Genomic DNA, 23987 nt, shown 5'->3' with positions numbered 1-23987 from the left:
AAAAGATGAGTAAACAGAAAAAATTTTTAACTTGCGATGGTAATCAGGCCGCAGCGCATATCTCGTATATGTTTTCTGAGGTTGCAGCCATCTATCCCATCACTCCGTCATCTACTATGGCTGAGTATGTAGATGAGTGGGCTGCTGCCGGGCGTAAGAATATTTTCGGGGAAACCGTCCTCGTACAAGAAATGCAATCTGAGGGTGGAGCTGCCGGAGCAGTTCATGGTTCTTTGCAGGCAGGTGCATTAACGACAACTTATACAGCGTCTCAGGGACTTCTGTTGATGATCCCCAACATGTATAAGATTGCCGGTGAATTGTTGCCTTGCGTGTTCCATGTATCGGCACGTACGTTGGCTTCTCATTCGCTATCCATCTTCGGAGATCACCAAGATGTGATGTCGACTCGGCAAACGGGATTTGCCATGTTGGCCGAAGGGTCTGTGCAAGAGGTAATGGATTTGGCCGGTGTAGCTCATTTATCTACGATTCGGTCGAGAGTGCCTTTTGTGAATTTCTTCGATGGATTCCGTACATCGCACGAAATACAGAAAATAGAGGCTCTTGAAAATGAGGATTTAGCTCCGCTTATCGATCAGAAGGCTTTGGCCGAGTTCCGTGCACGAGCATTGAATCCCGAGGCTCCGGTTATGCGGGGTATGGCCGAGAATCCCGATACCTTCTTCCAACATCGTGAGGCTTCCAATAAATTTTATGAAGCCGTTCCTGCTATCGTAGAAGACTATATGCAGGAAATCAATAAGATTACCGGTCGTGATTATCATTTGTTCAACTATTATGGAGCCGAGGATGCCGATCGTGTAATTATAGCGATGGGGTCGGTAACCGAAGCTGCTCGTGAGGCAATCGACTATTTGATGGCAAAAGGCGAGAAAGTAGGTTTGGTCGCTGTTCATTTATATCGTCCTTTCTCGGCGGAACATTTCTTGTCTGCCCTGCCTAAGACGGTTAAACGTGTGGCTGTGCTCGATCGTACCAAAGAACCGGGCGCTAATGGCGAACCTTTGTATCTCGATGTTAAAGATGTATTTTATGGTAAAGCCGATGCTCCGCTTATCGTTGGCGGTCGTTATGGTTTGGCTTCGAAAGATACGACTCCGACACAGATTTTGTCGGTATATGAAAACTTGTCTTTGCCTGAGCCTAAGAACCACTTTACTATCGGTATTGTCGATGATGTCACTTTCACGTCTCTTCCTCCGAAAGAAGAATTGGCATTGGGCGGCGAAGGTATCTTCGAGGCTAAATTTTATGGTTTGGGAGCCGATGGTACGGTAGGTGCTAACAAGAACTCTGTAAAGATTATCGGTGACAATACCGATAAATATTGTCAGGCCTATTTCTCCTACGATTCGAAAAAGTCGGGAGGTTTCACCTGTTCTCACTTGCGTTTCGGCGATACGCCTATTCGCTCTACATATTTGGTGAATACGCCCAATTTCGTGGCTTGTCATGTTCAAGCCTATTTGCACATGTACGATGTGTTGCGCGGAATTCGTCAGAACGGTACGTTCCTGTTGAATACGATTTGGACCGCCGAAGAGCTGGTTAAGCATTTGCCCAATAACGTGAAACGTACATTGGCACAGAAAAATATTTCGTTCTATACGATCAATGCTACGAAGATTGCTCAGGAAATAGGTTTGGGCAATCGTACGAATACGATACTTCAATCGGCGTTTTTCCGCATAACAGAGGTGATTCCCGTGGATTTGGCTATCGAGCAGATGAAGAAATTCATCGTGAAGTCCTACGGTAAAAAAGGCGAAGATGTCGTAAACAAGAATTATGCTGCCGTAGATCGTGGAGGTGAATATGAGAAGGTGACGGTAGATGCTGCATGGGCAAATCTACCCGATGACGAAAAAGCCGAAAGCAAAGCTCCCGAATTTGTAGAAAATGTTGTGAAGGTTATCAATGCACAAGCCGGAGATGACCTGCCTGTTTCTGCATTCTCTGGAATCGAAGACGGAACTTGGCCTGCCGGAACCGCTAAATATGAAAAACGCGGTGTTTCTGCTTTCGTTCCTGTTTGGAACAGTGAAAACTGTATACAATGTAACAAGTGTGCTTACGTTTGTCCTCATGCTTCTATCCGTCCGTTCGTCCTCGATGAAGCCGAATTGGCTGCTTCTCCTTACAAGGCTGGCGAGACTCTCGAAATGAAAGTTCCTGCTGCCATGAAGGGTATGCACTTCCGTATGCAGGTCGATGTCCTCGACTGTTTGGGCTGTGGTAATTGCGTAGATGTTTGTCCGGGCAATAAGAACGGTAAGGCTCTGTCTATGTCCGATTTGGAAAGCCAGTTGGGCGAGGCTCCCCGTTGGGATTATTGTGCCGAGAATGTGAAGAGCAAACAACACTTGGTAGATATTAAATCGAACGTGAAAAATTCGCAGTTCGCTACTCCGTTGTTCGAGTTCTCGGGTGCATGTTCGGGTTGCGGTGAAACTCCCTATGTAAAATTGATTTCTCAGCTTTTCGGCGACCGTGAAATGGTATCTAACGCTACGGGCTGTTCTTCGATTTATTCGGGTTCGATACCTTCTACTCCTTACACAACGAACGATAAAGGTAAGGGTGTCGCTTGGGCCAATTCGTTGTTCGAAGATTTCTGTGAGTTCGGTTTGGGTATGACGTTGGCCGTTGAAAAAATGCGCGAGCGTTTGGTGAAATTGATGAATCGAGCCATCGAGGGCGATAGCTGTCCGGCAGAGACCAAAGAACTGTTCGCAGCATGGATTGCCGATAAAGACAATACCGAACGTTCTATCGAGCTCGAAGCTCAAATTACACCTATCGTGAAAGCCAATGCCGATAAGTGTGAAATATGTAAAGAAATAGCTTCATTGAGTCAGTATCTTATCAAAAAATCACAGTGGATTATCGGTGGTGACGGTGCTTCGTACGATATCGGCTTCGGTGGTCTCGACCATGTTTTGGCATCGGGCAAAAATGTGAATATCCTCGTTTTGGATACCGAAGTATATTCGAATACCGGTGGTCAGGCTTCGAAAGCTACTCCGGTGGGAGCTATCGCTAAGTTTGCCGCGGCGGGTAAACGGGTTCGTAAGAAAGATCTCGGTCTTATCGCTTCGACCTATGGATATGTATATTGTGCACAGGTGGCTATGGGAGCCGATCAAGCTCAGACCTTGAAAGCTATCCGTGAGGCAGAAGCCTATGATGGTCCTTCTATCATCATTGCTTATGCACCTTGTATCAACCACGGTTTGAAGGCTGGTATGGGTAAGGCTCAGGCCGAGGAAGCTGCTGCCGTAGCATGCGGATACTGGCACTTGTGGCGTTACAATCCCGAATTGGAAGCCGAAGGCAAGAATCCGTTCACATTGGACAGCAAGGAACCGCAGTGGGAAAAATTCCAAGACTTCTTGAAAGGAGAGGTTCGTTTCGCTTCTGTCATGAAACAATATCCTTCGGAGGCTGCGGAACTGTTCAAAGCTGCCGAGGACAATGCTAAGTGGCGTTACAATAACTATCGTCGTTTGGCAAAACAACAATGGGGTGTTGAACAGGAAGATTAAAATTCAGTCTTTCACATAATCGAAAAAGGGGCTTGCCGTGTGCGAGCCTCTTTTTTTATGTAACAAGCTATTCAACCTTCTCCTCCCCTATCCCTCCTGCCTGTCTTTTCTAACCCCTCCGTCCTTCGGACACCTCTCCTATATGGCTAACGCCATACAGAGGAGGAGTGTGACACATTTCATACTTTTGTTACAGTTCGGCGAACTTTTATGTAACAAGTTATTCAACTTCCTCCCCTATAATTGCATGGTAAAGCACCCCGTAAGGCTACGGGACACGGCAGGGAGGAGGTTTAATCTCTATTGAGTCGCTACTGGGTATTGCCGGATAACGATATAAGAAGCTGTTTTAAATTTATTGAAAAATAATATTATCATTGCAAGCAGGTATGTTCCGGCCATATTGAGCCCCTGTCTCTCATCTAGAATCCCTTGATTTTTGTCAAGAGCCTGCTATTGACTGCATATCTCGGACTCCAATCTGCTTCAACATAGGTCTCAATCTGTCTCGGAATAAATTTAAAACAGCTTCAAAAAAACGGAGCAGTAGTGCTGCTCCGTGGAATAAAATGGGATAGGGTTATGCTAAAAGTCGTCTTTGCTTGTGCCGAGTAACATATCTTTTAATCGGGACCGGTCTAAAATGATGATTTCTTTTGCATTGTAATCGATGATACCGTCTTCTTTCAATTCATCGAGGGTAGACAGGAATACCGACCGTTGCACACCGAAGAAAGCATATAAATCTTTTTGTTTGCAGATGATGCGTATGTCGACCGATTTTTGTTGCGTGAGACTCAACACCCAAAATGCCAGTCGTTCTTTGAGGTCGTTGGACGAAAGAGCCGTAAAACTTTCGAGTGCCTTTTGCGATCTGCGAGAGAGTATGTTCAACAAATTGATGAGGAAGATAGGCTCTTCTTGTAACATTTGTATGACCGAGGCTTTTTCTATTTGCATGATTCCTACGGTTCCTACGGCATAAAGATTAGCCGGGAAATAGGTGTCGCGGCCGAATAGATGGTCGGGAGCTATTACATTAGGAGCTTGTATCAGCTCTGTAATTCTCATTTTCTCGTTTTGTGTAATCAGTTCGGAGCGAATTTCTCCCGAGATGAGAAATTTCAAATGATTGCATTCTTCCCCGCTCGTGACGATTTTTTCTCCGTCGGGATATTTGAGAAAATGAAATTTCATTTTCTCGATTAATTCCGAAATTTTATTTCGGCTGACTCCTTGAAAAATAGGGAGCTGTAATAAAACATCATACATGCTGTCCATACGCTATACGATTAGATTCTTCAAAACTAACAAAATTTTTTTACTATGTTTCGTTATAAAAGCTAAAACATCTTCTTTGTTTAGAAACTATTCATTTCTTTTTTTTTCATTAACTTTGTACCGGATAAGATAGAAATCGTGTAAATGTGAGTGTATATAGACTCTTGTATTTACCTTGTCGTCGTACACCTTAAACTATGTAGAATATGGAAATAATATCGTTTCGTTTTCAGGATTTCCTGAGTGCTTTTATTATTTTGTTTGCTGTAATCGATATAACGGGGCTTACTCCTATTATTATCGATATGAAGCAGAAGGGACAAAATATTATCGCTTGGAAAGCGGCAGTCTATTCGTTGGTTACATTCCTCGCCTTTCTGTTTATGGGGAATATGATACTCAATCTGTTTCAAGTCGATATTTCTTCGTTTGCCATTGCCGGCGCGCTAGTTATCTTCGTGATGGCCATAGAGATGTTGCTCGGGGTGGAGATTTTCAGGAATGACGGGCCCGAGGGTGCGGCATCGATCGTACCGATCGTTTTCCCTTTGATTGCCGGCGCCGGCTCTTTTACGACTCTGCTGTCGTTGAGGGCTCTGTATGGGTTGGGTAGTATTCTGGCCGCTTTGTTCTTGAATATTCTTGTTATCTATGTTGTTATTCGCAATGTCCATATTTTGGAGCGTGCTTTGGGGAAAACGGGGGTTTATGTATTGCGCAAGTTCTTCGGTATTATTTTATTGGCACTTTCGGTTCGCATGTTTTTGCAGAATCTTTCCATTGCTCTCGAATCATTCTGATGCATACCGATTATATATTTGAAAAGAGGGGTGGCGATTTCGTCACCCCTCTTTTTGTGACATTTGTTTATATAATATATAGAATATTATGAAAACCAATACTTTGTTATGTTGTAATATGTTATTTTTTATTTAATTTGCAATTCAGAAAAAAGGGAAATCTGTAAAAGAGGGACTTATCGCAGGTCGGGAATGTTTTTCCTATTTTTTTCAGTTTTATAGGTTGTGAATGAGAAAGGCTTACAGGACTCAATTCGTGCATAATTTTAATATATACGATATGAAAAAATGGTTTACATTAATCGGGTTGTGTTGTCTAATGACCGGTATGATTTCGGCGACTAACCAACCTTTGAAAAGAATCTCTCCTGTGCAGGCGGCACAGATGCGATTGGGGGTATTGAACGAGGGGACTACCCGAATGGAAGGGACTGTTCGGCCGGTCGATACGAAAAACATCGGCCGGATATTATCGCGGTCAGCCGTTTCTTCGGTTACCGCGAATTCGTCGGCGTTTCGGAATGCCGTTTCTGCCAACTCTTGGCTCGCTGATGGAAATTACGATATTTCTTGGTATGACGAGACGAAAGACGAATTTTCTCTTTCCTCTCCGGCGCAGTTAGCCGGGTTGTCCTATTTGGTCCGTGCAGGTAAGAATTTCCAATATTGTACGGTACGTTTGTCCGCAGATATCGATTTGTCGAATTACAAATGGATTCCGATAGGTACAAGAGGAGTTGAGTTTAAAGGTCTGTTCGATGGTGGCGGCCATACGATCTCCGGTTTGCATACGGATATGGAGAAGTTTTCGGGATTGTTCGGGGCGGTTGCTTCTACCGATATTCGTAATGTCATGCTCTCCTCGTCTTGCGTGGTGGTCGGCTCTGTGGCCGGTTCCATAGCCGGGAGTATGAATGAAAGCGCGATTATGAACTGTCGTTCCGATGCTGCGGTGCAGGGATATACCGCAGGCGGTTTGGTCGGGAATTCCGATAACTCTTCGGTATTGGCATCTATCTTTAACGGTCGTGTGTCGAAACTCGAAGCTGCGAATGCTTGGGTGGGAAGCTATACGGTGACCGCCGGTTCTCCTTTTGAGGGAGAGGAAACTCAAAGTTTCGAGATGACCATCGAAGCCGATGATTCGTCTCCCGAAAGATTGACTATCGGTTGGAGGTCTTCGAGGTATGGTATTGTTTATACATTAACAGGTTTTATAGAAGATGATGGTTGTTTGCATATTTCCATAGGGGAACAACAACTGGGATCGTATGGAGCCTATGCCACGATGTTGGTCAGATATACCAATGATGGGATTTCGGTTGGTTGGAAGGCTATGTACCGCCGTTCACGGCTGTTAAGAACGAAGAGCAGGTAACGACGGGCGGTATTGTCGGGACGTCCTACAATACCTTTTTGGAGAAATGTTTTTATGGGGACGGTTGCGTCGGAGACGGTTACAATGATATAGGAACTGCGTTACCTTCGGACGAATTGCTTTCCGATGCGCAGGTGCGTACGATGAATTCAGCTGCGTCGGGTATCGTTTTGAGCGATCCTTTCGTATCTTCCTTGAAGATGTGGAGGCCGGGAGAAAACGGACCTGCATTGATAGAGGAGGATTATGTGCAGTCCAATTGGTGGACTTCGGACGGAAACTACGATGTCTCGTGGTATGACGGCTCTCGTACCGAGTTCACTATTTCTACTCCGGCACAGTTGGCGGGATTGGCTTATTTGGTGAATACATGCCATACGTTTAGCGGTAAAACAATTTTGTTGACAAACGATATTGATTTGGCGGAACATTTATGGGTTCCCATTGGACGTAATTCCCGAAATGCACAGTCTGTGGCAATTTTTGGCGGAACGTTCGACGGTGGGGGGCACGTGATACGTAATCTGAATATAAGTATGAAGGCGTATTCGTATGCGCAAGGGAGTACTACGTGTCTTGTCGGTTTCTTCGGCTATTCTTCCGGAGTGATCGAAAATGTGACTTTGGCGGAAGATTGCGCGGTGCGGGTTACCGCTACCGGTTCGCAATACCTTAATGTGGGAAGTATATGTGGTGTGTTGGGTGGTAATTATATTGCGAATTGTCATAATCGGGCCTATATAGAGGCTCGAAGCCTTTTCGATGATATATTCGCCGCCGGTATTTTGGGATTTGACAACCAATATAATCCGGTTTATAATTGCTCCAATGCGAATGATGTTGTCGGATTTTCGACTTGGGGCATTGTGTGTGTCTCGGGGCTGGTGGCAGCTAATGCGAAGGTAGTGAACGGGTATAATACCGGGAATATATCGGGTACGGGACCGAGTGTGGAGGTCGGGGGAATAACCCCCTCGTTTGCGCAGTTGAATAATGTGTATAATACCGGTCGACTTACGGCGACGGGACGATCGATTATTCCTGAGCCGGAGCCGGTTGCAACGGCTTCCCCAATTGTCGCTTCTTACGGTGCGAGTGTTGAAAATGGTTACTACGATATCGCTTGTGTGGAAGATACGACCGGAATGAATGTCAAGGGTACGGCGATGACGGCCGATGAAATGAAATCCTTTGCGTTTGCCGAATTGCTGACCTCCCATGCAGCCTCTCTTGTCAAGAGTGATCCCGACCTGCCCGAAATGCTTTCTTGGACGGTTCGACCGGAAGAGAACGATGGTTTCCCCGTATTCGGTGAGGCCGTAGAGGCCGGCGGTTGGTGGACTTCGGCCGGAAATTACGATATTTCGTGGTATGACGAGGCCGAGGATTCGTTCTCCATTTCCTCCCCGGCACAACTGGCGGGTGTGGCTTACTTGGTGAAGAACGGCCGGACTTTCGAGGGTAAAACAGTCACTTTGACCGGGAATATCGATTTGGACGGGCTTAAATGGGAACCGATAGGAAAAGCGAATTTACAGCAAATTTTTAAGGGTGTCTTTGACGGGGGTGGCTACGAAATACATAACCTTCGTTCGGAAGTGATATCGACCGGTGAGGCTTATTCCGGACTTTTCGGAGCTATTTATCAGGCACAGGTCACCCGTGTGGTTTTAGCGGAAGATTGTGAAATACGGACTTCCTATTATGGCGGCGGTGTTGTGGCTTATGCTCAGGAGTCGGAAATTGTTTCATGCGAAAATCGGGCTTCTGTTTCGTTTGAAGGCCCCGCCGGATATGTAGGTGGGATAGCCGGGTATGTTGTTTCGACTTCTTCGATCGATCGTTGTGAGAATCTCGGTATTGTAACCGGTACGGTTCAACCTTCCGATAATTATGCCTCTTGCCTTGTTTATGCCGGCGGTATTGCGGGAGTTAATCAAGAGTCCACGATTATAAACAGCAGCAATCATGCAGTTGTCGCGGTAGAGGCTTTGCCGGAATATGATTCTTGTGCAGGGGGGATTGTCGGGTATAACTCCGGGAGTTCGACGTTTATTGCGAACTGTTATAATGCGGCAGGAGTGCGGCTGTCGGGATCCGGTTTTGCCGGAGGAATATTATCTTATACCGATAATGCCGATATTCGTGTGGCAAATTGTTATAATATAGGAACCGTATCGGGTGTCCCCGGAAAATCGTACCCGGTCGTGCCGATTTTATCGGCCGATTCGGAGGATTGTTATTATCTGACGAATTGTGTGGAAGGGGAGGGCTCTTATGCCGGAACGGCGTTGACGGTCGACTATATGAAATCGACAGCTTTTGCCGCAAGATTGAACGATTGGTCCAAGACGAACAATTCCTCGGAAACAGGCCGGCAGACTCTATATTGGAAAGTCGAGGATGCCGAGAATGACGGGTATCCGGTATTTACCGATCAGGATCCCGGTTATACCGGTGTAGAATCTGTGGTGTCGGGCGTGCGGATATATCCGACGACTGTATCGGGAGAGCTTTTCGTGTGTGGAACCGAGAGTCCGATTTATGTCTATAACCTTGCCGGGCATATCGTTTCGATTATCGATCCGACAGAAGAAATTACAGTCGTGGATATGTCGAGATTGGTAGCCGGTGTTTATTTGGTGAGGACGGGAGATAAAGTCGTACGTTTGGTGAAACTATAAATAATTAGTCGTTATGAAAAAGGTTCCGATGAAAATCGGAACCTTTTTTGTTTTAGAACGGTTATAAGGTGTTGATATATTGTCGATTGTAACTATATGTTTAAGAACATACCATTTTCGCTGTCAAAATGTTTGCATTTTATTTTCTGTTATGTTAAATTCGTAACAATATTAATAGCTTATTTCAAATTCTTTGAAAACTTGTAGTTTGTGAATATTTACGATTATAAGTTCGTTCGGGAATTTTTAGAAAGGAATAAGAGAAATTTGATTGTAGAGATATGAGTTATCTGAAATTTGACAAGAATCTGATGATAAATCTCGAATGGTCTTTGCCGAAAGAGATGTTGCGGACCAATAAGTCGGGGGCCTATCATTGTACGACAATCGTTGATTGCAATACTCGAAAACAGCATGGGTTGTTGGTTATCCCGATACCCGAGTTGGACAAGGATAATCACGTGATGCTGTCGTCTTTGGACGAAACCGTGATACAGCATGGAGCGGCCTTTAACTTGGGGTTGCATAAATATCGAGGCGATTGTTTCAGTCCTAACGGACACAAATACATTCGGGAGTTTAATTGCGAATCTGTCCCGCAAACGATGTATCGCGTGGGCGGGGTAATTATGACCAAAGAGAAAGTGTTTATTTCACATGAAAACCGTATATTGATCAAATATACTCTTGTCGATGCTCATTCCCCTACGGTGTTACAGTTTCGTCCGTTTCTGGCGTTTCGTAATGCCAACGAGCTGTGTGTCGAGAATTACGTACTCGACCAACGTTACGAGGAGGTGGCGAACGGAATAAGTTGTTGTCTGTATCAGGGGTATCCCCGGTTGTATATGCAATTTAATAAGGCTCCTCAGTTTATATTCGATCCCCATTGGTATAAAGGTATAGAATATATCAAAGATCAAGAACGCGGCTATCCTTATCAGGAAGATTTATATGTGCCGGGGTATTTCGAGCTCCCGATAAAAAAGGGCGAGAGTATTATTTTCTCGGCCGGTACGATAGAAGCGAAACCGCGTTCGTTCGCCCGTACTTACAATGAAGAACTCGCCAACCGTCACATGTGTCGGTCCAGTTTCTTCAATTGCTTGAAAAATTCGGCTCAGCAGTTTTATTTCAAAACAAAAAGAGGTCACTATTTATTAGCCGGTTATCCGTGGTTTGGGGTAAGGGCTCGCGACCAGTTCATCGCTTTGCCGGGATGTACGTTGGCTGTCGGAGACGACAAGACTTTTGAAGATGTGATGCATTCGTCGGAAAAAGCGTTACGTCACTTTATGTCGAGCGGAGAGCTCGATGAAAATATCGGAGAAATAGATTTGCCGGATATTCCTTTGTGGGCGTTATGGACTGTGTATCATTATGCCAAAGAGAAAGGTATGGAGATTTGCCGACAGAAATATGGGAAGTTTGTTTGCGATATTTTGGATTATATCGTGAAAGGTGGGCATCCCAACCTGTTCTTGCACGATAACGGATTGCTTTATTCCAATGGAAAGGAACGGGTAATTTCATGGATGAACGCGGTTGTCGACGGACGTCCTGTGAATCCGAGAAGCGGCTATTTGGTCGAATTTAACGGACTATGGTATAACGGATTGAGGTTTGCCGCCGCACTCTTTGCCGAAGACAAAGAGATGGCATCGAAAGTCGAGCAGTGGAACGCTATCGCCGATAAGACGGCAGAGTCGTTCGTACATACCTTCTTGAACGATTATGGTTATCTGGTAGACTATGTGGACGGTGCGATGTCCGATTGGAGTGTACGTCCCAATATGTTGATAGCTCTGTCGCTCGATTATTCTCCGTTGGACAAACGGCAGAGGAAACGTGCATTGGAAGTGGTTACACGGGAATTGCTGACCCCCAAAGGTATCCGCACTCTGAGTCCTAAGAGCTATGGCTACAATCCTACTTATGTAGGGTCGCAGACCGAACGCGAATATGCTTATCATCAAGGACCTGCTCGCCCGTGGTTGATGGGAGCGTATGCCGATGCCTATTTGAAGATATTCGGTATTAGCGGGGTATCGTTTTTGGAACGTATGCTGATAGGGTTTGAAGATGAAATGTCTCAGACTTGCATTGGCTCTATCTCCGAGCTGTTCGACGGGAATCCACCTTTCGCAGGCCGGGGAGCTATCAGCTATGCCGCCAATGTCGGTGAAATATTGAGAGTATTGAATTTATTGAAAAAGTATAACATGTAAAGCCTGATTCCTATCTATGAAAGCGCTTATGTTCGGTTGGGAGTTTCCTCCTCATATCTTGGGAGGTTTGGGTACGGCCAGTTATGGGCTGACCAAAGGCATGGCAGAGTGTGGCGATATAGACATCACGTTTGTCATACCTAAACCATACGGAGACGAGGATAAAACTTTTGCCCATATTATCGGAGCTGCGAATACACCTGTCGCATGGAGAGACGTAAGTTGGGATTATGTACAGCAGCGTTATGGCTATTGTATGGATCCCCAAGAATATTTCGATCTTCGCAGCCATATTTATGCGGATTTTAATTATCTGAAAACCAATGATCTGGGGTGTATCGAATTTTCGGGACGTTACCCCGATAATCTGATGGAGGAGATAAATAATTACTCGATTGTAGCCGGGGTGATTGCCCGTACGGTTCAGTTCGATGTCATTCATTCCCATGATTGGCTCACCTATCCGGCCGGTATTCACGCCAAGCAGGTGAGCGGTAAACCGCTGGTTATTCACGTGCATGCGACCGATTTCGACCGAAGCCGGGGTAATGTAAATCCTACGGTGTATAATATCGAACGGGACGGTATGTTGCATGCCGACCATATTATTACGGTAAGTAATCTGACTCGTCAGACGGTTATCGAAAAGTATCATATCGATCCGGCGAAGGTGACGACCGTGCACAATGCCGTAGAGCCTTTGAGCGACGAGATTAAATCGATAGAAGTTCCTCACAGTCCGAAAGAAAAGGTGGTTACTTTCTTGGGACGCATTACCATGCAAAAAGGCCCTGAGTATTTTGTGGAGGCTGCGGCGCGGGTGTTGAAGAAGACCAATGGAGTGAGGTTCGTCATGGCCGGGAGCGGAGATATGATGAATAAGATGATTCTCTTGTCGGCTCAGCGTAATATATCCGACCGTTTCCATTTTACCGGATTTTTGAGAGGAAAGCAGGTTTATGAAATGTTGAAGGCCAGCGATGTGTATGTGATGCCTTCGGTTTCGGAACCATTCGGTATTTCTCCGCTCGAAGCCATGCAAGTGGGTGTGCCTTCGATTATTTCGAAGCAGTCGGGGTGTGCCGAGATTTTGACCAATGTCATTAAGACCGACTATTGGGATATCGATGCTATGGCCGATGCCATTTATTCTATAATCACTTATCCTGCTATCTATAAGCAACTGCGCGAAGAAGGAGAGCGGGAGGTGAACGAAATCAAATGGAAATATGCCGGACAGAAAGTAATCGATATTTACCACAAGGTAATGCACAATTAATAACTAATGAAAAAACTTGACCTTATATGAAAACTATTTGTTTCTATTTTCAAATTCATCAACCGTTTCGATTGAAACGATATCGTTTCTTCGATATAGGTAACGATCACTATTACTATGATGATTTTGCCAATGACGATATTATCACTCGCATAGCTCAGCGTTCTTACCTCCCGGCGAATGCGACATTACTTGAAATGATTAAAAATGCCAATGGTAAGTTCAAGGTGGCTTTTTCCATATCGGGGGTAGCCTTAGAGCAACTCGAAGTTTGTGTGCCTGAATTTATCGACAGCATGAAAGAATTGGTCAAGACCGATTGTGTGGAGTTCTTATCCGAAACTTATGCGCACTCGTTGGCATCGTTGTGCGATCCGGAGGAGTTCAAGATGCAGGTGAGACAACACGACGAGAAGATAGAGCAGCTTTTCGGCGTGAAGCCCAAAGTGTTCAGAAATACCGAGTTGATATTTTCCGACGACATAGCCTCTATGATAGCTTCGATGGGATTCAAAGGCGTTATTACAGAGGGAGCGAAGCATATTTTGGGTTGGAAGAGCCCGAATTATTTGTATAGTTCGGCAGCTGCTCCCAAGCTGAAAATGTTGTTGAAAAATTACAAAATGAGCGATGATATTTCATTCCGTTTCTCTAATTACGAATGGAGCGATTATCCTTTGACGGCAGAGAAGTTTATTTCGTGGGTGAAGAATTATCCCGAAGAAGAACCTATCGTCAATCTTTTCATGAATTACGAGACATTGGGCGAACTGCAACCTCGCGAATCGGGTATTTTCGAGTTTATGAAAGCCCTTCCTCGTTTTGCCGAACAAGAGGGTGTCGGGTTCTGCACGCCGACCGAGGCGATCAGTAAATTGAAACCGGTCGATATGCTGTCGGTTCCTTATCCGATGTCGTGGGCCGACGAAGCACGGGACACCAGTGCATGGTTGGGAAACACGTTGCAGAACGAAGCATTCCGCAAGCTCTATTCAGTTGCCGAGCGCGTCCGCTTGTGTGACGACCGTCGTTTGAAACAAGACTGGTATTATTTGCAAGCCAGCGACCACTTCTATTATATGTGTACGAAGTATTTGTCCGACGGAGCTGTACATAGCCATTACAGTCCTTACGATAGTCCGTATGAGGCTTTTACCAATTACATGAATGTGCTCAGCGATTTTATCGTACGGGTGGAAGCGCAATATCCCGAATCGATAGAAAACGAAGAGTTGAATGCTTTATTGACGACGATTCGGAATCAGTCGGCCGAAATAGAGATGTTGCAAAAGGAGCTGAAATCGGCTCGGATTGAGCGACACTCTAAACGAGCGGAAGCAAAAAAAGCGAAGGAGGCAAAGGCTGCTGAAAGTTCAAAGAAAGTCGTTTCTAAGAAAGATTGAGTGGAAATTTGTATATATCGAACTTTTTTTTGATAGAGAGTACGGGTGTTATATCTTAAAGAGATGTTTTTTATATATAATTAGAATAAACCATTTCGAATATACAGATTTATATCTGTATATTCGTTTGCTATCACGCAATGATGTGTTAGTATAAAAGAAAAAATATATGAAACATTTTCCAGAATCGGAGTTTATTATCAATGCAGACGGTAGTGTATTTCACTTGCATTTGCAGCCCGAGCAGTTGCGGGATAAAATAATATTGGTGGGAGACCCGGGACGGGTCGATTTGGTCGCATCGTTTTTCGATACACGTGAATTTGAAGTTTCGAGCAGAGAGTTTCACACGATTGGCGGTACTTACAAGGGTAAATTGGTGATGTGTTTGTCGCATGGTATCGGAACCGATAATATCGATATCGTAGTGAATGAACTCGATGCTTTGGCAAATATCGATTTTTCCACTCGATATGAGAAACCTCAATTTCGACAGTTGACTCTGGTGAGGGTAGGTACTTCGGGTGGATTACAGCCTCATGTACCAATCGGGACCCCTGTAATAGCCGAGAAATCTATCGGTTTCGATGGTGTGCTTAATTTTTATGCCGGTCGGGATAGGGTCTGTGACCTTGATTTTGAAAGAGCTTTTTGTGAGTTTGTGAAGTGGAATCCTTTATGGGCTGCTCCTTATGTAGTAGATGCCGATTCGGAATTGGTCGCTCGTATCGGCGGTGACGATATGGTGCGAGGTGTCACGATCTCTGCCAATGGTTTCTATGGGCCACAAGGCAGGGAATTGAGAATTCCTTTGGCCGACCCTGAACTGAACAAGAAAATAGAGGCTTTTAAATACGGTTCGCAGGTCGTGACTAATTATGAAATGGAAAGCTCGGCATTGGCAGGTTTGGCTAAACTTATGGGGCACAAGGCGATGACTGTGTGCAGTATCATTGCCAATAGGGTAGCACATCATGCTAATCCTAATTATAAAACAGCCGTATCGGATCTTATTCAAACGGTTTTGGAAAGAATATAGGCGGAGGGGATTTATAGCTGCGGTTTTAAAGAATATTATTCTTTAAAACCGCAGCTTTGTTATGTTTATTAGTAACTCGTTTGCGATTCGGGGAGGGGCGGTGTGTATAATTTTTTTGCATCTTCGCTCGACTGTTGTTTAACCCCCTCGCCCTACGGGCACTCCCCCTATCTCATCTGCGATGAGCAGAGGGAGAGGATTAAAATGGTGTTTCTCATTTCTGCATGAGGACAGATTTTACCCTTCTCCCCTGTGTTGTTAGCGGGATAGGAGAGAGACCGAAGAAACGATGGTTTCTGAGGAGAGGAGTTAGAGATATAAAAAGATAATCCCCTCTGATTTTCTATTGAGCCGATATCCCCACGAATGATCGGCTGAGCCGCGAATAGGGTTTACCGTCGATGTGAGGTAACAAAAAAAGCGATTCGGAAAATACGAATCGCTTTTTTGTTGCTGTGTAGCGAAAAATTACTTTCTGATACCCAACTCTTTTTGTGCAATGATGGCACGGTAGCGGTTGATGTCGACTTTGATGAGGTAGTCGAGCAAACGACGACGTTTACCAACCAACATTTTAAGAGCTCGTTCAGTGCTATGATCTTTATGATTTGACTTCAAATGTTCAGTCAAATGAGCAATACGGTAGGAAAATAATGCAATCTGAGCTTCGGGTGAGCCAGTATCAGTATTGGACTTTCCGTATTTCTCAAAGATCTCTTTCTTTTTCTCAGAATCTAAATACATTTCTTTGAGTTTTGTTGTTAATAAATTATTGAGCGCACAAAGGTAAGCATTTGTTTCGGATTTTCAAAAATAGTTTCATTCTCTTTTTTTCTTTTTTGCGGTGTTTGTAGGCCATGTTTATAAACAGGTTGTCTCTTATGTGGCAATTCGCTATCTTTGCAGGGGATAAGATGGGGTTGGGCGTAATCAAGTTGGGAATGAGACTTCCGTTTGCTTCTGCACATACTTTCCCCTGTATTTGTAAATATCGTTTTTTTTGTATCCGATCGAAGCATGCGGTGGAAACAGAAATATCGGTATTATTGTTTTATAATAATCTTAATTCTTGTATGTTGGGAAATGCGACACAGCCTGTCGGCCAGCGTTTGGCTTCATTGGATATTCTGCGAGGATTCGACTTGTTTTTACTGGTGTTTTTACAGCCTGTATTGGTCTCGTTGGGAGCATGTGTGGATAGCTCTGTGATGAATGCCGTTTTGTATCAATTCGACCATGAGGTGTGGGAGGGATTTCGTTTTTGGGATTTGGTGATGCCGCTGTTCCTTTTTATGACGGGTGTTTCGATGCCGTTTTCTTTTTCGAAGTATGAGAGGGTGGAAAGCCGGCGGTTCATTTATAAAAAGGTATTGAGACGTTTTGTCATACTTTTCTTGTTGGGCATGGTTGTTCAGGGTAATTTGCTGGGTCTCGATCTTAAATATATTCGCTTGTATTCAAACACGTTGCAGGCTATCGCTGCCGGATATTTGATCGCTGCGCTCATTCAATTGAACTTTTCTTTAAAAGGGCAGATGGGTATGACGTTTCTGTTGTTGTTGGCCTATTGGTTCCCTATGACATTTTTTGGAGATTTCACACCGGAAGGGAATTTTGCCGAGAGGGTGGATCGTTTTGTCTTGGGCCGATTCCGTGACGGTGTTTATTGGAATGCAGACGGGACATGGAGCTTCTCATCGGACTATCATTACACTTGGATATTGAGCAGTCTCACTTTTGGGGTTACCGTTATGTTGGGCGTGTTTGCGGGTCGAATGATGAAAGAGGGTACTTTTCATCGGCAGAAGGTGGCTCGCCGGTTGTTTTTGGTAGGGGTGGCCCTTATCGTTGCGGCTTGGGCATGGAGTTTTCAAATGCCGGTTATCAAACGTATATGGACTTGTAGCATGACATTGCTGTCTGGCGGATATTGTTTTTTATTGATGGCTTTGTTTTATTATTGGATAGATTGTAAAGGCCATGATTGGGGATTGAACTGGCTGAAAATATATGGTATGAATTCTATAACGGCTTATCTGTTGGGGGAGGTTGTTAATTTCCGGTGCATAGTGGCATCGGTCAGTTATGGCTTGGAGCGGTATTTGGGTGATTATTATTCGGTATGGCTGTGTTTCGCCAACTATCTCATAGTCTTTTTTATACTCCGACAGTTGTATAAGCGAAATGTCTTTCTTAGAATATAGACAGTTTCAACTGCTCGTTTTGAGCGGAAGTATATGATTTGTCAGGTAAAGATGAAGTCTGCTTTTTTAGCAGATATTCGTCTTTTTATTTTCATTAAATAGTTGCGGGAAAACGATTGTTTTCTCATTTCTAACTTATGGAATACGCTTTGAAATGAAAAATGAATTTGTTCATTTTGTCTTTCTTTTACCTTTCGCTATATTTGCAAAACTTCACGCTGAATACCCCGGTTTCGGGATAGGTCTTGTTTGTTTTCAAACCAGATGGAGGGGTGGAGTTTTTTATTAGGAAAGGCGTTTACAAGCGTTTGTCTTTGGAGTGTCGAATCTCGCAAATTTGAACTTCTATACAAAGATGAAGGCAACCGAACGTCTACGGGATATGTTATATAGTAGGGCGTGCCGATTTATCGCATGCCGTATATGCATATCGGCGTGGGCTTTCAGCGTTGCTTATCTCTATAGAAGGGCGATGCGAGAGCCTGACACCGAGATAGGCAGGAGTGTGATTCTCACGCCTTTTTTGTGTTTGTTTAGCTCGTGTAGGGGAGTCGCACGATGTCGATACGATGATACACATCGGTTCTCTCATAGAAAAAAAGTTGCGCGAACAAGGTCGTACAGTTACTTGGTTTGCCACCGCCTTACATTGCGATAGAACCAATGTGTATAAAATTTTTCAAAAATCGAGTATCGATTCATCGATGTTATATCGTATCTCTTGTATTTTAGGTTACGATTTTTTTTCGGAATATACCCAGTCTTTCGATAAGGGTGTAGCTAAAAAGTCTACAAATTCGTAGCGATCGCAGCGATATATTATTTTAAAAATATTTAATCCTGTTTTGTTCTTTTGCCCATACTAAAAATGCTTTGTTATGGGTGTGTTCTTTTCTATTATTATTCCGGTCTATAATGGGGAACAGTATATAAAAAATTGTTTGGACAGCATTTATCGGCAGGGACTGGGGGACGATGATTTTGAAGTGATTTGTGTCAATGACTGTTCAACGGATAATACGGCACAGGTTATTTCGGAATATGGGAAATTTCATCAAAATATACGATTGATTAATCATGAAACAAACCGACGACAGGGAAGCGCTCGCAATACAGGTGTAAAAGTTGCTAAGGGTGATTATATTTTGTATATTGATGCAGATGATACTTTTGAGTCGAACGCATTGCCTTTGCTGAAAAAGGAATTAGAAAAATATGAGGGGATAGATATACTGAAATTTGATTATTTTCTTGTTAAGGATAGTGCAATAAAAACGTGTATTGCGGTGTCCGATAACCAAGATGTGATGAGCGGCCGTGAATTTCTAAAAAGGAATTCTATACCGTGGGTTCCCTGGCTTTGCGTTTATCGTCGGAGGTTTCTGGTAGACAATAATTTGTTTTTTGAAGAGAATGTATTGTTTGAAGATGCCGATTATGTCATAGATTGTATAAGACGTGCAGTATCGATAAAATATGTTCCAATTATAGTATATCGATATAGGGTGTATGATACTCAAACTTCGCAAATAGGTGCAGACATAAATAAGGTGGTCGGGTTGTTTGAGTTGAATGAGCGGATAAAATCCCTTTGTTTAGACGAAAAAGAGAGAGATTATGGTGTAGCGATGGTGATAAATGCACATTATGAATTTCGGTTTAAAAGTATTATTCGCCGTTATTGGTGGCGTTTGTCATATAAAGATAGAAAAGAATTATTAGTAACCTATAAACCGATGTTACCTTGTAAAGACAAGTTGGTTTCATTTATCGGGAGATATCCCCGGCTGTTTTTTATGGTGAGTACTATTGTAAAGCCGTTGTTGCCGGGTTTGAGATATGTTTATTTAAAAATCAAAGATAGAAAGTCATCGTTGTTATAGCATGTTCCGTACGCTCGCAAAGTCTCCTAAGTACTAAATGAAGGAAAGTGATATACCATTTAAAAAAATGTAGTAACTTTGCGCGGTTAAAATAGGTTATATGCAAAAAATCAGAAACATTGCGATTATCGCTCACGTCGACCACGGTAAAACTACGTTGGTGGATAAAATGTTATTGGCCGGGCATCTCTTTCGCGAGAACCAGAATTCCGGGGAGTTGATATTGGATAATAACGATTTGGAAAGGGAGCGAGGAATTACGATTCTTTCGAAGAATGTTTCTATCCGTTATAAGGATTACAAGATCAATGTTATCGATACTCCAGGGCACGCCGATTTCGGTGGGGAGGTAGAGCGTGTACTCAACATGGCCGACGGCTGTTTGCTGTTAGTCGATGCTTTCGAGGGCCCTATGCCTCAGACTCGTTTCGTTTTGCAGAAGGCTATTGAAATGGGATTGAAACCGGTTGTGGTCATCAATAAAGTGGATAAACCCAATTGCCGCCCGGACGAAGTCCAAGAGATGGTTCTCGACCTTATGTTTAGTCTCGATGCAACCGAAGAACAACTTGATTTCCCTACGATATACGGTTCGGCCAAACAGGGTTGGTTTTCGACAGATTGGAGGAAACCGACCGACAATATAACCGCTTTGCTCGATGCGATTATCGAGTATATTCCCGAACCGCAGTATATCGAAGGTACACCCCAGATGTTGATTACTTCGCTCGATTATTCTCCTTATGTGGGACGTATTGCTGTCGGCCGTGTTCATCGCGGTGAGCTGAAAGAGGGTATGGACGTGGCCTTGTGTAAGAAAGACGGCTCGGTCGTTAAACAGCGGATTAAAGAGCTCGATGTTTTCGAGGGTATGGGACGTGCCAAAGTTCAGTCGGTAGGTTCGGGGGATATTTGTGCTCTCATCGGTATCGAGAATTTCGAAATTGGCGATACCATAGCCGATGTCGTCGAACCGGAGGCCTTACCGAGAATCGCTATCGATGAGCCTACCATGTCTATGTTGTTTACAATTAACGATTCTCCTTTTTTCGGTAAAGATGGAAAATATGTGACTTCGAGGCACATAGCCGATCGTTTGACAAGAGAGTTGGATAAAAATCTGGCTTTACGTGTGGAGCGGGGCGATACCGATGATGCGTGGACTGTTTATGGACGTGGAGTGTTACATTTGTCGGTCTTGATAGAAACTATGAGACGTGAAGGATATGAGTTGCAAGTAGGACAGCCTCAGGTAATTATTAAGGAAATTGACGGGCAGAAATGTGAGCCGGTGGAGTTGTTGACAATCAATCTTCCAGAGGAATATGCCAGCAAGATTATCGATATGGTTACACGCCGGAAAGGAGAGATGGTATCGATGACTACGCAGAACGATCGCATACACATCGAGTTCCATATTCCTTCGCGTGGTATTATCGGATTGCGAACCAACGTGCTGACCGCTTCGGCGGGAGAAGCTATTATGGCTCACCGCTTTTTGGAATATCAGCCCTGGAAAGGCGATATAGACCGCCGTACAAACGGCTCGTTAATTGCGATGGAAGCGGGTACGGCCTATGCCTATGCTATCGATAAGTTGCAAGATAGAGGTCGGTTCTTTATTTTCCCTCAGGAAGAAGTTTATGCCGGACAGGTTGTTGGGGAAAATGCTAAGGATAACGATATCGTGGTGAATGTTACCAAGTCGAAGAAACTGACGAATATGCGAGCTTCTGGTGCAGACGATAAGGCTCGTATCGTTCCTCCGGTTATATTCAGTCTGGAAGAAGCTCTCGAATATATAAAAGAAGACGAATATGTGGAGGTGACTCCTCATCATTTGCGTTTACGTAAAATTATCTTAGATGAGACGGAGCGTAAGCGAGCTAATCGATAAAATAGTTACAATATAAATAGGGTATTGAGGCGTAGAAAATACTCTACGCCTCAACTGTTTTAAATAAATTCAAGAAATGTTTTTGTTTAGTCGATATATAATGGGGAAGTAGAAAGTAGGGACAGCTCTATTTTCTGCCACATTAATTTAGCGAATTGAATGGGATTGTATTCACCCCTTCTCCCCTGTGTTGCGTTAGCGATATAGGAGAGGGGTTAGGATATACAAGGAAAATCACCATCAATTATCGACTGAATCTATATAATATATATAAAATTGTGTATTACAAATAGGATTCATATCTGTTATAACAGATTTTATTATATTTGCAGATACGAATATAGGATATGGTTCGGCATAGTCGAGTCGGAAATAAGATTTTCGTTTGTCTCTGCACTCGCCATTTCCAATATTTGTGACGCTATACAAAAATTACTTCGAAGTATAGCGATCGTGTTGTGTTGAAGTATTTAGTTTTATTTATAAAGAGGGAATAAAGTTTTTTTGACGGAGTCGAATTTACGTTTGGGTTGCGTATGATGTTGTTGTCATACTGAGTTTGTATTTCTAGTGGGTGGACAAACGATTTCTTATATTTTTAATTGTTGGGGGAATTGTTCTTTTATAGAGTTTATTGCATTTATGAAAAATTTGAAATGTGTTATGTGGTCGTTAAGGGCGTTGATCGGAAGATTAAGGCCCAGTAACAAGAGTATGGTTATTCGTGTGAATGAAGCTGGTACACTACCGTCGTTGATAGCGTCTCATTTGAAATACAGAATCGTAGAGCTTACACTGATAGGGGAATTAAATGGCACGGACCTAAGATACATTCGCGAGATGAGCGGGTGTGATGCAAACGGAAAGGAGACAGGCGGTTGTTTGTCCGTTTTGGATTTGTCGGGGGTAAATATTGTAAATGGGGGAAATACCTATTATGGAAATTATAGTGCCTCGGATAATAAGATAGGAGATTATACTTTTTATAAATGTGCCCGATTGACAAGAGTGATAATCCCCGATAATCTATTGTCTATCGGAGAAGGAGCATTCGGGTGTTGTTATAATTTGTCGTCGGTTGTTATACCGGATAAAGTTCGGGATATAGGTGAATTGGCTTTTTATAGATGTGAGTCTTTGGGGGTGGTGTCGATAGGGTGTGATGTGAACACGATAGGAGTGTACGCATTCAGGAGTTGTATTTCTTTGAAAGAGGCGATATTTGTCGATGGGAATAAACCTTTGCAGGTGGGAGATAATTTGTTTTATAATTGTCCTTTGGAAAAACTTTATGTGGGGAGGAATTTGAAATTTGAAAATTTTTCTTTCGGTAAAATCAAGACTCTTATGACTGTGGTTTTCGGTAAGGAGGTGACGTGTATCGGCGATCATCTTTTTACAGGCTGTCTCCGGTTGAAAGATATTTATATCGAGGCTCCGATACCTCCTGCGGTGGCCGATGGTTTTAATCCGTCCATTCTGTCGGAAGTGATTCTTCATGTCCCGAGCTGTTCTCGCGTGATTTATGCTGAACGATTTCCGTGGAGCGATTTTGTTTCGATTCAGATGTTTTGAGTCAATCAATAGATTCTTGTGCCAGCATACGTTCGAGGTCCTTCCCTGAGATTTTGGTCGTTATTTTTCCATTGTGAGCCAAAGAGATATTTCCCGTTTCTTCCGATACGACGACGGCAAGGGCATCGGTTACTTCGGTTATACCTAATGCCGACCGATGTCTTAGCCCCATCGATTTGGGTATTCTCGTATTGTGCGAGACCGGTAATATGCAAGCTGCCGAGGCTATTCGATCATCGGCGATAATCATGGCTCCGTCGTGTAAAGGACTATTTTTGAAAAATATATTCTCGATGAGCCTTGCATTTACATTTGCGTTGATCGTGTCGCCGGTATTTTTGTAATTATCGAGTGAAACTCCTTGCTCGATGACTATCAGGGCTCCGGTTTTTGTCTTGGACATATTCATACAGGCATGTACGATGGGCATGATATAGGGCTTTTCTCCGGTATCTTTGTGTTTAAGGAAGAAATTGAAAAAGAATCTCCATCGTTTGTGCGACCCGAGTTGTACGAGAAAGCGCTTGATTTCATCTTGAAACAAAATAACGAGTATAAGGAGACCTACACTCATAAATTTGTCCATGATAGACCCGATGAGACGCATGTCGAGAATTTGCGTTACAACGATCCATACTCCCACGAATGCTAATACGCCGGTGAATATGCTTATTGTTCCCGACTCTTTCATCATTTTGTAAAGAGTGTACAGAAGCAGGGCTACGATGAGTATGTCGATAATATCTTTTATGCCGAATGAAAACATT

Annotated in this window: 16 protein-coding genes; 13 read left to right on the top strand and 3 right to left on the bottom strand. The window is 43.6% G+C overall.

The features are described from left to right. Positions 1-5: 5 nt before the first annotated feature. Complete coding sequence (gene nifJ, locus HMPREF9448_RS03090) at positions 6-3569, top strand: pyruvate:ferredoxin (flavodoxin) oxidoreductase (RefSeq protein WP_008861131.1); 3564 nt, start codon at positions 6-8, stop codon at positions 3567-3569. Positions 3570-4154: 585 nt separating this feature from the next. Here nifJ and HMPREF9448_RS03085 read toward each other — a convergent pair. Then, entirely contained in the window at positions 4155-4850 is a 696-nt protein-coding gene (locus HMPREF9448_RS03085) for a Crp/Fnr family transcriptional regulator (protein ID WP_008861130.1), read from the bottom strand. Positions 4851-5056: 206 nt separating this feature from the next. Between HMPREF9448_RS03085 and HMPREF9448_RS03080 the strand changes: the two genes are divergently transcribed. The 7 genes from HMPREF9448_RS03080 (at position 5057) to HMPREF9448_RS03050 (ending at position 15661) form a co-directional block, all read left to right on the top strand. After that, the gene (locus HMPREF9448_RS03080; protein ID WP_008861129.1) at positions 5057-5650 is read left to right on the top strand and encodes a MarC family protein; all 594 of its coding nucleotides are present in this window, start codon (positions 5057-5059) and stop codon (positions 5648-5650) included. Positions 5651-5930: 280 nt separating this feature from the next. Continuing rightward, entirely contained in the window at positions 5931-7028 is a 1098-nt protein-coding gene (locus HMPREF9448_RS03075) for a hypothetical protein (protein ID WP_008861128.1), read from the top strand. Next, positions 6977-9712 carry a T9SS type A sorting domain-containing protein gene (locus tag HMPREF9448_RS03070; protein ID WP_008861127.1) on the top strand — a complete coding sequence of 912 codons (2736 nt, stop codon included), beginning with the start codon at positions 6977-6979 and terminating at the stop codon, positions 9710-9712. Before HMPREF9448_RS03075 ends, HMPREF9448_RS03070 begins: the two co-directional genes overlap by 52 nt. A 281-nt stretch (positions 9713-9993) precedes the next feature. Continuing rightward, complete coding sequence (locus HMPREF9448_RS03065) at positions 9994-11940, top strand: glycogen debranching enzyme N-terminal domain-containing protein (RefSeq protein ID WP_008861126.1); 1947 nt, start codon at positions 9994-9996, stop codon at positions 11938-11940. Between the two features lie 16 nt (positions 11941-11956). Further along, a complete protein-coding gene (locus HMPREF9448_RS03060; RefSeq protein WP_008861125.1) occupies positions 11957-13219 on the top strand; it encodes a glycosyltransferase family 4 protein in 1263 nt (420 codons plus the stop codon). Between the two features lie 26 nt (positions 13220-13245). Next, positions 13246-14622, top strand: coding sequence for a glycoside hydrolase family 57 protein (locus HMPREF9448_RS03055; RefSeq protein ID WP_008861124.1), 1377 nt, complete (start codon positions 13246-13248; stop codon positions 14620-14622). 169 nt (positions 14623-14791) lie between these two features. Next, positions 14792-15661, top strand: a complete 870-nt coding sequence (locus HMPREF9448_RS03050; protein WP_008861123.1) for a nucleoside phosphorylase — start codon at positions 14792-14794, stop codon at positions 15659-15661. A gap of 468 nt (positions 15662-16129) precedes the next feature. On the opposite strand, the gene rpsO is transcribed toward HMPREF9448_RS03050, so the two are convergent. Further along, positions 16130-16405, bottom strand: coding sequence for a 30S ribosomal protein S15 (gene rpsO, locus HMPREF9448_RS03045; protein ID WP_008861122.1), 276 nt, complete (start codon positions 16403-16405; stop codon positions 16130-16132). 329 nt (positions 16406-16734) lie between these two features. Between rpsO and HMPREF9448_RS03040 the strand changes: the two genes are divergently transcribed. The 5 genes from HMPREF9448_RS03040 (at position 16735) to HMPREF9448_RS03020 (ending at position 23220) form a co-directional block, all read left to right on the top strand. Continuing rightward, entirely contained in the window at positions 16735-17865 is a 1131-nt protein-coding gene (locus HMPREF9448_RS03040) for an acyltransferase family protein (protein WP_040295938.1), read from the top strand. A 569-nt stretch (positions 17866-18434) separates the two neighbouring features. Then, positions 18435-18668: a hypothetical protein gene (locus tag HMPREF9448_RS14790; protein WP_040295836.1), complete on the top strand. Its 234-nt coding sequence runs from the start codon at positions 18435-18437 to the stop codon at positions 18666-18668. A gap of 75 nt (positions 18669-18743) precedes the next feature. Beyond that, positions 18744-19748, top strand: coding sequence for a glycosyltransferase family 2 protein (locus HMPREF9448_RS14100; protein WP_008861120.1), 1005 nt, complete (start codon positions 18744-18746; stop codon positions 19746-19748). Between the two features lie 100 nt (positions 19749-19848). After that, complete coding sequence (gene typA / locus HMPREF9448_RS03025; protein WP_008861119.1) at positions 19849-21645, top strand: translational GTPase TypA; 1797 nt, start codon at positions 19849-19851, stop codon at positions 21643-21645. A gap of 642 nt (positions 21646-22287) precedes the next feature. After that, on the top strand, positions 22288-23220 hold the full coding sequence (locus HMPREF9448_RS03020) for a leucine-rich repeat domain-containing protein (RefSeq protein ID WP_083855833.1): 933 nt from the start codon (positions 22288-22290) through the stop codon (positions 23218-23220). Between the two features lies 1 nt (position 23221). Here HMPREF9448_RS03020 and cdaA read toward each other — a convergent pair whose 3' ends face one another. Beyond that, positions 23222-23986: a diadenylate cyclase CdaA gene (cdaA, locus tag HMPREF9448_RS03015; protein WP_008861117.1), complete on the bottom strand. Its 765-nt coding sequence runs from the start codon at positions 23984-23986 to the stop codon at positions 23222-23224. Position 23987: the final 1 nt, after the last annotated feature.

This window comes from Barnesiella intestinihominis YIT 11860 (genome assembly GCF_000296465.1).
Lineage (GTDB): Bacteria > Bacteroidota > Bacteroidia > Bacteroidales > Barnesiellaceae > Barnesiella > Barnesiella intestinihominis.
This window is presented reverse-complemented; position numbering and strand designations above follow the sequence as displayed.